Source organism: Microbacterium sp. CH-015 (assembly GCF_049707015.1).
Lineage (GTDB): Bacteria > Actinomycetota > Actinomycetes > Actinomycetales > Microbacteriaceae > Microbacterium > Microbacterium aurum.
On record NZ_JBNAFJ010000014.1, the window covers coordinates 18,937 to 32,087 of the forward strand.

Below are 13,151 nucleotides of genomic sequence, written 5' to 3' on the forward strand. Positions count from 1 at the left end.
AAACCTGCACACGCTTGTGCAAGTTTTGGCCGAGCCGTTCCGTCTCGGTGCGCTCGCTCGACGACCGGGTCCGGGTCAGTCGGCGCCGAAGTCGTACATCGCCGACTCGGATGCCGCCTCGACCGCCTCGGCGAGGGCTTCGGTCTCGGCATCCGGCTGCTGCGCCGACTCGGTGATCTCGCCGGATTCGCCGGCCGTGACGCGGCCGACGAGCTCGCCGGTGGCGCCGCCGATGAGGCCCATGCCGGCGTACTGCTCGAGGCGCGAGCGCGAGTCGGCGATGTCGAGGTTGCGCATCGTGAGCTGGCCGATGCGGTCGGTGGGGCCGAAGGCGGCGTCGCCGACGCGCTCCATCGAGAGCTTCTCGGGTGCGTAGGAGAGGTGCGGGGCGGTGGTGTCGAGGATCGTCCAGTCGTCCCCGCGACGCAGGCGCAGCGTGACGGTGCCAGTGATCGTCGACCCGACCCACTTCTGGATCGACTCGCGCAGCATGAGCGACTGCGGCTCGAGCCAGCGGCCCTCGTACATGAGCCGGCCCAGGCGCCGACCCTGCTCGTGGTAGGTCGCGAGGGTGTCCTCGTTGAGGATGCCGTTGACGAGGCGCTCGTAGGCGATGAACAGCAGCGCCATGCCGGGCGCCTCGTAGATGCCGCGCGACTTCGCCTCGATGATGCGGTTCTCGATCTGGTCGCTCATGCCGAGTCCGTGGCGTCCGCCGATGCGGTTGGCCTCGAAGACGAGCTCGACGGGGTCGTCGAACGTGACGCCGTTGAGAGCCACGGGGCGCCCGCCCTCGAACGCGACGGTGACGTCCTCGGTGGCGATCTCGACGGACGGGTCCCAGTACTTCACGCCCATGATCGGGTCGACGGTCTCGAGCGACACGTCGAGGTGCTCGAGGGTCTTCGCCTCGTGCGTCGCGCCCCAGATGTTCGCGTCGGTCGAGTACGCCTTCTCGGCGGAGTCGCGGTAGGGGAAGCCGTGCGCCACGAGCCATTCGCTCATCTCCTGGCGCCCGCCGAGCTCGGTGACGAAGTCGGCGTCGAGCCACGGCTTGTAGATGCGCAGGGCGGGGTTCGCGAGCAGGCCGTAGCGGTAGAACCGCTCGATGTCGTTGCCCTTGTAGGTCGAGCCGTCGCCCCAGATGTCGACGCCGTCCTCCTTCATGGCGCGCACGAGGAGGGTGCCGGTGACGGCGCGGCCGAGCGGCGTCGTATTGAAGTAGGTCTTGCCGCCGGAGCGGATGTGGAAGGCGCCGCACTGCAGGGCGACGAAGCCCTCTTCGACGAGGGCCGTCTTGCAGTCGACGAGGCGCGCGACCTCGGCGCCGTACTCGAGTGCGCGGCCCGGGATGGCGGCGATGTCGGTCTCGTCGGGCTGGCCGAGGTCACCCGTGTACGTGCAGGGGATCGCGCCCTTGTCGCGCATCCACGCGACGGCGACGGAGGTATCGAGGCCCCCGGAGAAGGCGATGCCGACGCGCTCGCCGACGGGCAGGGACTGGAGGACCTTCGACATGGGACTCAAGTTTAGTCGGGCGCCGCGTGGAGCCGCGGCCGCAGATCCGAGGGCCCCGTCCCGCTCTCACGCGGATCCCGTCGCCTGGCTCACGGCGTGATCTGACGGCTCGATAGGATGGTACGCGGCCGTGTGAACGCACGAGCACGGTCGATAACGGGGGAGTGACCCATGCCAGGCATCGTCATCGTCGGAGTCCAGTGGGGCGACGAGGGCAAGGGCAAAGCGACGGACCTTCTGGGCGACCGCACCGACTGGGTCGTCAAGTTCAACGGCGGCAACAACGCCGGGCATACCGTCGTCATCGGCGACGAGAAGTACGCCCTGCACCTGCTGCCCTCGGGCATCCTGTCACCCGGCGTGAACGCCGTCATCGGCAACGGCGTCGTCGTCGACCTCGAGGTGCTCTTCGCCGAGATCGAAGCCCTCAACGCGCGCGGCCTCGACACCTCGCGCCTGCGCATCAGCGCCAACGCGCACGTCATCACGCAATACCACCGCACCCTCGACAAGGTCACCGAGCGCTTCCTCGGCAAGCGCATGATCGGCACGACCGGCCGCGGCATCGGGCCGACCTACGCCGACAAGATCAACCGTGTCGGCATCCGCATCCAGGACCTCTTCGACGAGAACATCCTCCGGCAGAAGGTCGAGGGCGCTCTCGACCAGAAGAACCACCTGCTGGTCAAGGTCTTCAACCGCCGCGCGATCACGGTCGACGAGATCGTCGACGACCTGCTGAGCTACGTCGAGCGGCTGCGCCCGATGGTCGGCGACACCGCGCTCGAACTGAACGAAGCGCTGGATGCCGGTGACGTCGTCGTCTTCGAGGGCGGCCAGGCGACGATGCTCGACGTCGATCACGGCACGTACCCGTTCGTCACGTCGTCGTCGGCGACGGCCGGCGGCGCCGCGACCGGCTCGGGCGTCGGACCCAACCGCCTCGACCGCATCGTCGGCATCGTGAAGGCCTACACGACCCGCGTCGGGTCAGGGCCGTTCCCGACCGAGCTGTTCGACGAACAGGGCGAGTGGCTGCGCAAGCGCGGGTTCGAGTTCGGCACGACGACCGGCCGCCCGCGCCGCGTCGGCTGGTACGACGCGCCCATCACCCGCTACGCCACCCGCGTGAACGGCATCACCGACCTCGTGCTGACGAAGCTCGACATCCTCACCGGGCTCGACGAGATCCCGGTGTGCGTCGCGTACGACGTCGACGGCGAGCGGTTCGACGAGGTGCCGGTGAACCAGACCGACTTCCACCACGCGAAGCCGATCCTGGAGTACTTCCCCGGGTGGAAGCAGGACATCTCGGGCGCCCGCACCTTCGAAGACCTGCCGCTCGAGGCGCAGGACTACGTCCTGGCCCTCGAAGCCATGAGCGGCACCCGCATCTCGGTGATCGGCGTGGGCCCGGCCCGCGACGCCGTCATCGTGCGCCACGACCTCGTCGACTGATGCGGTCGTGGACACGGCTGTGAGGGGCGCCTGCCGCCGAGAGGTGATCTGCCCAGCAGAGGACGATCGCGCCGGAAACCTCCTCGCCTCGGCAGATCGCCTCGCCCCGGGCCGTGTCCGGTGCGGGCAGATGACGGACGGATGCCGGTGAGATTCTTCCTGGGCGGCTACACCGCCGACATGGACGGCCGTGCCGACGGCGTCGGCGTCGTGCACGCGGGCGCGCCGGACGACGTGCTTGCCGGTGGCGCGCTGCGGTGGGCGGGGACGGCGGCCGCCGCCGCATCGCCGTCGTGGCTCGCGTGGCATCCCACCCTCGACGTCGTCTACGCGGCGCACGAGGCCGCCGGCACGGTGCAGGCCTACCGCCGCACCGGTGAGGAGGCGTTCGCGCCGCTCGGCGCGCCCGTGCCCGCCGGGGAGCTCGTGTGCCACCTCGCCGTCGCGCCCGACGGCGGTTCGCTCATCGCGTCGTGCTACGGCGACGGACGGGTCGTGCGGATGACGCTGGATGCCGCGGGCCTCCCCTCGGCGCCCGTTTCCGCGCCGGCCGCCGATCAACCCGCGCCGGGTCGGCCGGAGCTGTCGGGTGCGCCCGGGCGTGCCGGCGAGCCCCCCACCCCGCACGCCCACCAGGCCCGGTTCACGCCCGCAGGGCTCGTGACGATCGATCTGGGGCTCGACCTCGTGCGGGTGTGGGACGTGCGCGGTGACGCGCTCACCGAGCGCCAGCGCGTCGCCCTCCCCGCCGGCACTGGTCCGCGGCACGGGGTGTGGCACCCGAGCGGGCACCTCTACGTCGTGACGGAGCACTCGAACGAGGTGTTCGTGCTGCGGCCGGCTCCCGGCGGAGCGCTCATCCTGGTCGGCGGCGTGCCGCTGCCCGGCACGCAAGTCGGGGCAGACTTCCCCGCCGAGATCGCCCTCACGCGCGACGCGCAGTATGCCGTGATCGGCATCCGCGGCAGCAACACGCTCGCCACCGTCCGCGTCGGTGGCGAGGGAGAGTCGCTCGCGCCGGTCGCGCTCGTGGAGTCGGGCGTCGACTGGCCCCGTCACCACGTCATCGCGCGCGACACAGTGCTCGTCGCCGGGCAGCGCTCGGACGAGATCGTCTCGCTCACGATCGACGAGCGCACCGGCGTCCCCGGCCGGGTGCGCCACCGCGTCGACGCGCCGACCCCCACCTGCCTCCTGCCGGATCGAGCGTGAGTACCCGGTGATCGAGTAGCCCGCTCGTCGCCGAGGGTCGCCATGGTTTCGATACGGCGCTGGCGCGCCTACTCAACCAGCGGTGGGCGCTGCCGCGCCGACTCAACCAGCGGTGGGGCCCTGGCCGCGCGAACTAAACCACCGGTGGGGGCGCCCGGTACCCGGTGATCGAGTAGCCCGCGAGGAACGAGCGGGCGTATCGAGATCAGCCCGGCCCAGCGGTGGCGCGCTGGCGCGCCGGCTGCTAGACCGCGGCATCCTGCTTCGGGATGAAGACCTTCTTCACGATGAGCAGGATCGACGCCGTCACGGGGATCGCGACGAGCGCGCCGAGCAGGCCCATCAGCGTGCCGCCGACGAGCGCGCCGATGACGACGAGTGACCCGGGGACCGAGATCGCCTTGTTCATGACGCGCGGCGTCAGCACGTATGCCTCGAGCTGCATGTAGACGAGATACGCGAGCGCGAAGATGAGCGCGGCCAGCGGGTTGGCGATCAGGGCGACGACCGACCCGATGCCCCAGAACAGGACGGTTCCGACGAGCGGGATGATCGTGATCGAGAAGGCGATCACGGCCATCAGCGCCGGGAACGGCAGACCGAGCACCGCGTAGAGCAGCAGCGTGACCATCGAGTTGAAGAACGCCAGGACGACCATGCCGCCCAGGTACCCGCCGACTGAGTCGGTGATCTCCTCGGTCAGCTCCGCAGTGAGCGGCCGGGAGCGCGCGGGCACCAGGCGGTAGAACGCGAGCTTCATCTCCGGCAGCGTCGCGAGGAAGTACAGGCTCAGCACGATGACGATGATGAGACCCGAGATCGTCGTGCCGATCGACACGCCGATCGAGAGGACTCCGCCGCCGATCGCGGCGATGTTGCCGGGGTTCGTCAGGAACGTCTGCAGCTCGGCGAGCAGGTCGGGCGCCTGGTCGCCGAACTGCGCGACGAGCCACTCGTAGACCTGCGTGTGCTGGAAGGCCGTGATCATCCCGGGCAGGTCGCGGAAGAACTGCGCGACCTGGCCGACGACGGTCGGCACCACGAGCCAGAGGATCGCTACCATCGCGAGTGCGAACACGAAGTACACGATCGCGATCGCCCACGGCCGCTTCGTGCCGTGGCGCTCCAGCCGCCGCACGACCGGGTCGAGGCCCAGCGCGGCGAACAGAGCGAACGCGATGTAGATCCAGATCGTGACGAGGTTCGAGATCGCCATGCCGAGCGCGATCGCCGCGAGCGCGCCGAACGCGAGGAAGAACCCCGCGACGAACGGCCGGTTCACGCTCGCGAGCACGGGACGGCCGCGGCGCTCCGCAGCGGATGCAGCGGATGAAGCGGATGCCGGAGCTGCGGGCGCCGGAGCGGCGACCGGCGGGCTCGCCGGAGCCGGCGCCTTCGCGCGCCGCAGCAGTGAGCGCTTCGGGGACCCGTCGGATCCTGTAGTCATGCTCACACCTTAGCCTCGATCCACCGATCAGCCTTCGGCGGGCGGGGTCGACGTGATTGGTTCGGCCTGATCTGTGGCGGGCAGGGGTGAGTTCCGGGCGTCGCATCCCGGTCGTCCACTGGGTTCTCGGTTGTGCCGCGGTCGCGGCGGTGGTCAGCTGGTTGCTGCCGGTGGTGGTGCGTGCGTGACCGTGAAGAGGCGGTCGAACGCGGTCTGCCAGGGCCAGGCCTCGGGCAGGTGCAACGTGATCCGACGCGCGGACCGTGCGACGCGTGCTGGCACCGTGATCAGGGTGCGGCGGATCGTCGCGGTCGTCGCTTTCGCGAGTCGCCCGGCGTGGTCGGCGATGATGCTGGCGGTGCGGGTGAGGTTGAACGCGATCACTGCGAGTACGAGCCAGGCGCTGTTCGCGGTGAACACACCGGACGGCAGGTGCGCGAGCGGTCCGCCCTTCAGGTCGGCGTGGACTTGCTCGATGATCGCGTGCGCCCGGTGGGTCTTGTCCGCCGCGACGGTGCCCATCAGGTTCTTGTCGGTGGTGGTGAAGAACGCGTGGTGCCGGTAGGTGTCGAACAGCGTCGGCTGCTCCACCTTGTTCGGGTTCAGGTCCGGGATGCGCCGCACCACGAGTCGTCCTTCGATCCGTTCGGCGATCTTCCGTGAGCGGAACGCGACGAAGGGCACCTCGGCGACCTCAGCCTTCGAGATCCACCGCCCCGTGGTCTCGTCACGGATCGCGTTCGGATACTCGATCGTCTCCCAGATATCGTCGGGGATCGACGCGATCGCTGTCTTCACTGCAGGGTCCATCCGGACCGTGACCGATACGTCGGCGCCGGCTGTGATCGCGGTGCCGACGGTGGCGTGGCCGTAGAACGCGGAGTCGGCCCGCAGCAGCGGCCGGACGCTGCTGCCGGTGCTCATGCGGCGGAGGGTAGCGAGAACGTCGCCGACGATCCTGGCTGCGCCCTTCGGGGAACCGGTCTTGCCCTGCCGGAGCCGCTGACCCAGGATCACGGGTGCTGACGAGGTCGTCGATGCCGTCGCGAGGAGGGCGTTGAGTCCGCGGACGCCGGAGTATCCGAACGAGGCGCCCTGCTTCTTGTAGCCGTGGACCTCTATGATCGTGTCGTCCAGGTCCACCATCACCCGCTCACCGTCCCGGACCTGCAGCAGCGGTGCGGCCGAGGCGAGGTTCACCAAGGTCCGGGAGGCGACGGCGTCGAGCTGGCGGACGTGACCGAACCGGAACTCGCGCAGGAACGAGCCCAACGTTGACGGTGCATACGTCCTGTCGAACAGTCGGCCCATTCCGCCGTGGCGGAGCAGGTTCATGTCGTCGATCGAATCCGCGCCGGCGAGCATCCCCGCCACCAGCGCCATCACCTTCGACCCGGCGTTCGCGCCCTTGTCCGTCGGGACCGTCAAACGCGACTGCGACAGCCGATCCAACCCCGAGCGTTGCGCGAGGCGGAGCATCGGGGCCAATCCCGCCGCCGACACGAGATTCGGATCATCGAACATCGCTGACACGGCAGCGGGAGCATGCTTGAATTGCACCTACGAGATGCCTCTCGGATCGGTTGAACAGCGGTCTAGACAATCACTATTCTTCCCGATCAGAGGGGCATTTCTGCATCACAACACCCGCTCACCGCCCAAGCGAATCGGTGGATCGAGGCTTAGGGTGCGGGCGGGATGCCCGCGCGGACCCGGTAACCTCGGCGGGGGAGGACGCCATGACCGACGCCACGACGCAGCTGCACCGCCTACGCGCCAGCATCGACAACATCGACGCCGCGCTCATCTTCCTGCTGGCCGAGCGCTTCCGCAGCACGCAGCAGGTCGGTGTGCTCAAGGCCGAGCACCGGATGCCGGCTTCCGATCCCGCCCGCGAGGAGCAGCAGATCGCGCGCCTGCGGGCCCTCGCCCACGACGCCGACCTCGATCCCGAGTTCGCCGAGAAGTGGTTCAACTTCGTCGTGGCCGAGGTCATCCGCCACCACACCGCCGCCGGCGCGCCACAGGGCGACACCGACGGCGACGCGGCCACCGCCGACTGACTTACGGCACTGCGCGGCGCAGCAGGGCGTACGAGGCGGCCGCGATGACCGCCGACCCGACGATCGCCCACAGTGCGGCGCCCGGCGCGGTGAGGCCGGCGAACCAGCTGAACATCTCGATCCAGCTCTCGGTGCGCGCGACCACGAAGAGCGCCGCGACCAGCAGGAGCCCGAGCCCGGCCAGCACGATCGTCAGCCCGAGCGGGCCGAACCGCTTGTAGACGGTCGCGCATCCGAACCCGATGACGAACACCAGCAGGGTGAGCGAGCCGAAGAAGAGCCCCGCCGCCGCGGCGCCGTGCTCCCAGATCCATGGCGCGTAGAAGAAGTAGCCGTTCAGCCCCCATCCGCGCGTGGCCTGCTCGATGAGCCCGCCGATCACGAACACGAGGCCGAGGAGGACCGCGGTCAGCACGGCCGCGAGCAGCGTGCCCGCCCAGAACTCGCGGCGCGTGACGCTCATCGCCTGCGAGAAGGGGAACGACAGGGTCAGCGCGTAGATGCCGACGAACAGGAAGTACCACAGCGGGGCCTGGGCACCCGCCCCGTACTTCGCCTCGTCGATGCCGGCGCTCGCGAGGATGCCGTAGATCAGCAGCGACATCGCGAACGAGCCCAGCAGGATGATGATCGGCAGCCAGACGAAGGTCTGCCGGTTCACCAGCTGCATCCGGATGACATTCAGTGTGCGGTTCATGCGTCTGCTCCGTTCGTGACGAGAGGGGCGTGCTGGGTGAGCCGGACGACGAGCTGCTGCAGCGAGACGGGCGCGATGTCGAGCCCCTGCGCAGCCAGCTCGGCGCGGTCGGCGGGAGTGAGCGCGCCGAGGACGGTGGCGCTCGTGACGCGGCCGAGGCTCTCGCGGTGGATGACCTCGCGGCCCGCGACGAAGTCCTCCACGGCAGCGCTGTCGCCGACGACGGTGGCCGCGCGGTCGCGCAACGCATCGGTGTCCTCGTCGAGCAGGATGCGGCCGGCGTCGATCACGACGACCTTCTCGATGAGGCTCGAGACCTCGTCGATGAGGTGACTCGAGAGGATGACGGTGCGCGGATGCTCGGCGTAGTCCTCGAGGAGCCGGTCGTAGAAGATCTGGCGGGCGACGGCATCCAGCCCCAGGTACGGCTCGTCGAAGAACGTGATCTCGGCCCGTGAGGCGAGCCCGATGATGACCCCGACCGCCGAGAGCTGCCCGCGGGACAGCTTCTTGATGCGGCGCTTGAGAGGCAGGTCGAACTCGGCGATGAGCCGGTCGGCGAAATCCTGATCCCAGTTCGGGAAGAACAGCCGCGCGGTGCGGAACGCGTGCAGCGGCACGGCGTCGTCGGGGTAGCGCTGCCCCTCGCGGACGAAGCAGATGCGGGAGAGGACGCGCGAGTTCTCGTACGGGTCCTGCCCGAACACGCGCACGTCGCCCGACGTCGCGAAGTTCTGCGCGGTGAGGATCGACATGATCGTCGTCTTGCCGGCGCCGTTGCGCCCGAGCAGGCCGTAGATCGTGTTCTCCTCGATGCGGAACGAGACATCGTCGAGCGCGAGGGTGTCGCGATAGCGCTTGGTGAGGTGGTCCACCTCGATGACGGTGGTCATGAACGGCTCCCTTCGGCGCGTTCGTGGATGAGTGCAGTGAGGTCGTCGGCGCTGAGGCCGAGCGTGCGGGCCTCGGCGATCAGCGGAGTGATGAAGCGATCGGCGAAGGCGGAGCGCCGCTCGGCGAGAAGCTGATCGCGCGCGCCGACGGCGACGAACATGCCGATGCCGCGGCGCTTGACGAGCACACCGTTGTCGACGAGCATGTTCACTCCTTTCGCCGCGGTGGCGGGGTTGATGCGGTAGAAGGCGGCGAGCTCGTTGGTCGAGGGCGCGCGCGTGTCCTCCGGGAGCGAGCCGTCGACGATCGACTCCTCGACGCTCTCCGCGATCTGGAGGAACAGGGCCCGGCCCTCTTCGATCACGCCGTCTCCTCTCGGTTCAGTGGTTAGTTACTTGAGTAATGAACCATACAGGCGGCATGACTGTCAAGCGGATGCCGCAACGCGCCCGCGCGCGATAGCGAGCCCGGCGCGCGATGTCCAATTTGCGACCGATTCAGACGCATGAGACGTTGGAAGCGGCCCGTTGCGGGCCCTTACCAGACCAGTCCGCGATCGTCGGAGGTGCTCTGGGGCACCTGACCGGCGACCGTATGGTCGGCAGCCTTTGCGCGGACCCGATGTCCGCAGTCGCGCGTGATCGAGCGCCAGTGGCCGCCACCCGGGCGTGACCGATGCAGCCTGATCATCGGCTGCCGAGGTGTTCTGTGACCGATGCTCCTTCCGCCGAGCCTGTCCTGCAGGCGCGGAACCTCTTCAAAGTCTTCGGACGTGCCCCGAAGGATGCCGTGACGCGCCTGCGCGCCGGCGAGACCCGCGCCGACGTGGCGGATGCCGGGACCGCCGCCGTCATCGACGCGAGCTTCACCGTCAACCGCGGCGAGATCTTCGTCATCATGGGCCTGTCAGGCTCGGGCAAGTCGACCATCATCCGCATGCTCAACGGGCTGCTGACCCCCACGGCGGGCGACGTCACGATCGAGGGCCGCAGCGTCACGGCGGCCTCGCCCGCCCAGCTGCGCACCATCCGCCGCGAGTCGGTGTCGATGGTGTTCCAGCACTTCGCGCTGCTGCCGCACCTCACGGTGCTCGACAACGCGGCATACGCACTGGAGATCCAGGGCGTCGGCAAGACCGAGCGCCGCGCCCGCGCCATGGAGATCCTCGAGCGCGTCGGGCTGGGCGACCGCGCGCTGGCGATGCCCGACGAGCTCTCCGGCGGCATGCGCCAGCGCGTCGGCATCGCCCGCGCGCTCACGGCGGGCACCGGCATCCTGCTCATGGACGAGGCCTTCTCGGCGCTCGACCCGCTCATCCGCCGCGAGATGCAGGAGCAGCTCGTCGAGCTGCAACGGGAACTCGGCCGCACGATCGTGTTCATCACGCATGACCTCAACGAGGCGATGTTCCTCGGCGACCGCATCGCCGTCATGCGCGACGGGCGCATCGTGCAGAACGGCACGCCCGAGGAGATCCTCACCGACCCCGCCAACGACTACGTCGCGCAGTTCGTGCAGGACGTCGACCGCGCGCGGGTGCTGACCGCGGCATCCGTCATGGAGCCGCCCCACCTGACCACTCCGCTCAGCGCCGGCGTGCGCGGCGCGCTGCGGACCCTGCGCGCGCAGCAGGCCGGTGCCGTGTTCGCGACCGAGAACCGGCGTCTCGTCGGCGTCGTGACCGATCGCGCCGTCATCCGCGCCGTCAAGTCGGGCGAGACCGACCTGCGTCAGATCGTCGACACCGCCGTGCCGACGGTCGGACCGGACGACCTGCTCACCGACATCGTCGAGACCGCCGTCGAGGCCACCGTGCCGCTCGCCGTGGTCGACGACCGCGGCCGCCTGGTCGGTGTCATCCCCCGCATCACGCTGCTCGCCGCTCTCGGCAACGTCCCCGCGACGACGCGCGAGATGCCCGTCATCCAGACCCCGATCGACATGGTCGCGGAGTTCACACCGCTCGTCGACGCCGCGACGGAAGGGACGGTGGTCTGATGGACGCGTTCGAAGACGCCATCCGCCTTCCCATCGGAACGTGGGTCCGGGGGTTCATCGACTTCCTGAAGGACTACCTGGGCGGACTGTTCGACGCCGTCGCGACGGTGTTCACCGCCGTGTACGACGTCGCCGCCTGGGTGTTCACGACGCCGCCGTTCTGGGCGATCATCATCGTCTTCGCGGCGCTGGCGTGGTTCGTCAAGGGCTGGAAGCTCGCCGTCGGAACGGTCATCGGCTTCGGTCTCGTGCTGGCGGTGGACCAGTGGGACAACGCGATGCTGACCCTCGCGCTGACCGTGGTCGCCGTGCTCATCGCGACGCTCATCGCGGTGCCCCTCGGCATCTGGGCCGCGCGGTCGCGGGCCGTCTCGAACGTCGTCCGCCCCGTGCTCGACTTCCTGCAGACGATGCCCGCGTTCGTCTACCTGCTGCCGGCGATCTTCCTCTTCAGCGTCGGGGTCGTGCCCGGCATCGTCGCGACGATCCTGTTCGCGATCGCTCCGGGTGTGCGCCTCACCGAGCTCGGCATCAGGGGAGTGGACGCGGAGGTCGTCGAGGCCGGTCAGGCGTTCGGCGCGACCCCCGGCCGCATCCTGCGTCAGATCCAGCTGCCGCTCGCGCTGCCGTCGATCATGGCGGGCATCAACCAGATCATCATGCTGTCGCTGTCGATGTCGGTCATCGCGTCGATGGTCGGCGCGCCCGGCCTCGGCCGCCCCATCGTGCAGGCGCTGAGCTCGGTGAACATCCCGCTCGGCTTCGAAGCCGGCCTCGCCGTCGTCATGATCGCCATGATCCTCGACCGCATCACCGGCGCCCTCGGCGCCCTCGGCGCGCCGCGTCGCCCACGGCGGGCGCCCTCGGCGCCGGCCGCCGCTCCGGCATCCGCTGCCGACAAGACCCCCGCGACCGTCTGAGTCGCGGGCATCCCCAACATCCGCGCCACAGCACGCGGAAGGAAAGGAAACACCCCATGAAGAAGCACCACGTCCTGGCGACCCTCGCCCTCGGCTCGGCCGCCGCGCTCGCGCTCGCCGGCTGCTCCGGCGACACCGGCTCCGACGCCGGCGACGCCAAGGAGATCACGATCGGCGTGTTCAACGGCTGGCCTGAGGGCGAGGCGGCGTCGTACCTGTGGAAGCTCATCCTCGAGGACAAGGGCTACGACGTCGAGCTCGAGTACGCCGACGCCGGTCCCGTCTTCCAGGCGGTCGCCGGCGGCGATTACGACCTCGCGCTCGACGGCTGGCTGCCGCTCACGCACGCCGACTACTTCGCGGAGTACGGCGACGACATCACCGACCTGGGCGCCTGGAACGACGATGCGAAGCTCACGATCGCCGTGAACGCCGACGCGCCCATCGACTCGCTGAGCGAGCTCGCCGACGCGAGCGACGAGTTCGACGACCGGCTCATCGGCATCGAGCCGGGCGCGGGGCTGACGAAGGCGACGCAGGATGCCGTGATCCCGGCCTATGGCCTGGACGGCTTCGACTACATCACGTCGTCGACCCCGGCCATGCTCGCCGAGCTCGACAGCAAGCTCGCCGCGGGCGAGAACGTCGCCGTCACGCTGTGGCGTCCGCACTGGGCGTACGACGCGTACGACATCAAGGACCTCGCCGACCCCGAGGGCACCCTCGGTGACGCGGAGTCGATCCACACGTTCACCCGCACCGGGTTCGACACCGACTTCCCGGAGGTGAACACCTGGCTGACCGACTTCCGGATGGATTCGGACGTGCTGTTCTCGCTCGAGAACGCGATGTACAACACCGACGAGCAGGTCAGCGACTACACCGACATCGTGCGGGCGTGGATGGACGAGAACAAGGAGTGGGTCGACTCCCTGACCGCCTGA

Annotated in this window: 12 protein-coding genes; 6 read left to right on the top strand and 6 right to left on the bottom strand. The window is 69.4% G+C overall.

Annotation, left to right across the window (positions count from 1 at the left end; all coding sequences use genetic code 11):
- Nucleotides 1–75: 75 nt before the first annotated feature.
- Nucleotides 76–1,518: an argininosuccinate synthase gene (argG, locus tag ACPYN4_RS14435; RefSeq protein ID WP_424446750.1), complete on the bottom strand. Its 1,443-nt coding sequence runs from the start codon at nucleotides 1,516–1,518 to the stop codon at nucleotides 76–78.
- Between the two features lie 171 nt (nucleotides 1,519–1,689).
- On the opposite strand from argG, the gene ACPYN4_RS14440 reads away from it, so the two are divergent.
- Nucleotides 1,690–2,976, top strand: a complete 1,287-nt coding sequence (locus ACPYN4_RS14440; protein WP_424446751.1) for an adenylosuccinate synthase — start codon at nucleotides 1,690–1,692, stop codon at nucleotides 2,974–2,976.
- Nucleotides 2,977–3,117: 141 nt separating this feature from the next.
- Entirely contained in the window at nucleotides 3,118–4,188 is a 1,071-nt protein-coding gene (locus ACPYN4_RS14445) for a lactonase family protein (protein WP_424446752.1), read from the top strand.
- Nucleotides 4,189–4,432: 244 nt separating this feature from the next.
- Here the strand turns inward: ACPYN4_RS14445 and ACPYN4_RS14450 are convergent, their stop codons facing one another.
- Entirely contained in the window at nucleotides 4,433–5,635 is a 1,203-nt protein-coding gene (locus tag ACPYN4_RS14450) for an AI-2E family transporter (RefSeq protein WP_424446753.1), read from the bottom strand.
- Between the two features lie 153 nt (nucleotides 5,636–5,788).
- Nucleotides 5,789–7,195 carry an IS1380 family transposase gene (locus ACPYN4_RS14455; protein ID WP_239280645.1) on the bottom strand — a complete coding sequence of 469 codons (1,407 nt, stop codon included), beginning with the start codon at nucleotides 7,193–7,195 and terminating at the stop codon, nucleotides 5,789–5,791.
- 179 nt (nucleotides 7,196–7,374) lie between these two features.
- Between ACPYN4_RS14455 and ACPYN4_RS14460 the strand changes: the two genes are divergently transcribed.
- Nucleotides 7,375–7,698: a chorismate mutase gene (locus tag ACPYN4_RS14460; protein ID WP_424446754.1), complete on the top strand. Its 324-nt coding sequence runs from the start codon at nucleotides 7,375–7,377 to the stop codon at nucleotides 7,696–7,698.
- 1 nt (nucleotide 7,699) lies between these two features.
- On the opposite strand, the gene ACPYN4_RS14465 is transcribed toward ACPYN4_RS14460, so the two are convergent.
- From ACPYN4_RS14465 to ACPYN4_RS14475, 3 genes are read right to left on the bottom strand one after another with little or no spacing between them, the layout of a single operon-like run.
- Nucleotides 7,700–8,395, bottom strand: a complete 696-nt coding sequence (locus ACPYN4_RS14465) for a hypothetical protein (protein ID WP_424446755.1) — start codon at nucleotides 8,393–8,395, stop codon at nucleotides 7,700–7,702.
- A complete protein-coding gene (locus tag ACPYN4_RS14470) occupies nucleotides 8,392–9,288 on the bottom strand; it encodes an ABC transporter ATP-binding protein (protein ID WP_424446756.1) in 897 nt (298 codons plus the stop codon). The genes ACPYN4_RS14465 and ACPYN4_RS14470 overlap by 4 nt, the downstream gene beginning before the upstream one ends.
- A complete protein-coding gene (locus tag ACPYN4_RS14475; protein ID WP_424446757.1) occupies nucleotides 9,285–9,653 on the bottom strand; it encodes a GntR family transcriptional regulator in 369 nt (122 codons plus the stop codon). The genes ACPYN4_RS14470 and ACPYN4_RS14475 overlap by 4 nt, the downstream gene beginning before the upstream one ends.
- A gap of 344 nt (nucleotides 9,654–9,997) precedes the next feature.
- Between ACPYN4_RS14475 and ACPYN4_RS14480 the strand changes: the two genes are divergently transcribed.
- The 3 genes from ACPYN4_RS14480 to ACPYN4_RS14490 are packed head-to-tail and all read left to right on the top strand — an operon-like array spanning nucleotide 9,998 to nucleotide 13,151.
- Nucleotides 9,998–11,287 (top strand): quaternary amine ABC transporter ATP-binding protein, encoded by a 1,290-nt coding sequence (locus ACPYN4_RS14480; RefSeq protein ID WP_424446758.1) that lies wholly within the window; start codon nucleotides 9,998–10,000, stop codon nucleotides 11,285–11,287.
- Nucleotides 11,287–12,207 (top strand): ABC transporter permease, encoded by a 921-nt coding sequence (locus tag ACPYN4_RS14485; RefSeq protein WP_424446759.1) that lies wholly within the window; start codon nucleotides 11,287–11,289, stop codon nucleotides 12,205–12,207. The genes ACPYN4_RS14480 and ACPYN4_RS14485 overlap by 1 nt, the downstream gene beginning before the upstream one ends.
- Nucleotides 12,208–12,263: 56 nt before the next feature.
- Nucleotides 12,264–13,151 carry a glycine betaine ABC transporter substrate-binding protein gene (locus ACPYN4_RS14490; protein WP_424446760.1) on the top strand — a complete coding sequence of 296 codons (888 nt, stop codon included), beginning with the start codon at nucleotides 12,264–12,266 and terminating at the stop codon, nucleotides 13,149–13,151.

Coding starts and splice junctions, on each gene's coding strand:
- argG (WP_424446750.1), bottom strand. CDS start 1,518: ATGTCGAAGGTCCTCCAGTCCCTGCCCGTCGGCGAGCGCGTCGGCATC.
- ACPYN4_RS14440 (WP_424446751.1), top strand. CDS start 1,690: ATGCCAGGCATCGTCATCGTCGGAGTCCAGTGGGGCGACGAGGGCAAG.
- ACPYN4_RS14445 (WP_424446752.1), top strand. CDS start 3,118: ATGCCGGTGAGATTCTTCCTGGGCGGCTACACCGCCGACATGGACGGC.
- ACPYN4_RS14450 (WP_424446753.1), bottom strand. CDS start 5,635: ATGACTACAGGATCCGACGGGTCCCCGAAGCGCTCACTGCTGCGGCGC.
- ACPYN4_RS14460 (WP_424446754.1), top strand. CDS start 7,375: ATGACCGACGCCACGACGCAGCTGCACCGCCTACGCGCCAGCATCGAC.
- ACPYN4_RS14465 (WP_424446755.1), bottom strand. CDS start 8,395: ATGAACCGCACACTGAATGTCATCCGGATGCAGCTGGTGAACCGGCAG.
- ACPYN4_RS14470 (WP_424446756.1), bottom strand. CDS start 9,288: ATGACCACCGTCATCGAGGTGGACCACCTCACCAAGCGCTATCGCGAC.
- ACPYN4_RS14485 (WP_424446759.1), top strand. CDS start 11,287: ATGGACGCGTTCGAAGACGCCATCCGCCTTCCCATCGGAACGTGGGTC.
- ACPYN4_RS14490 (WP_424446760.1), top strand. CDS start 12,264: ATGAAGAAGCACCACGTCCTGGCGACCCTCGCCCTCGGCTCGGCCGCC.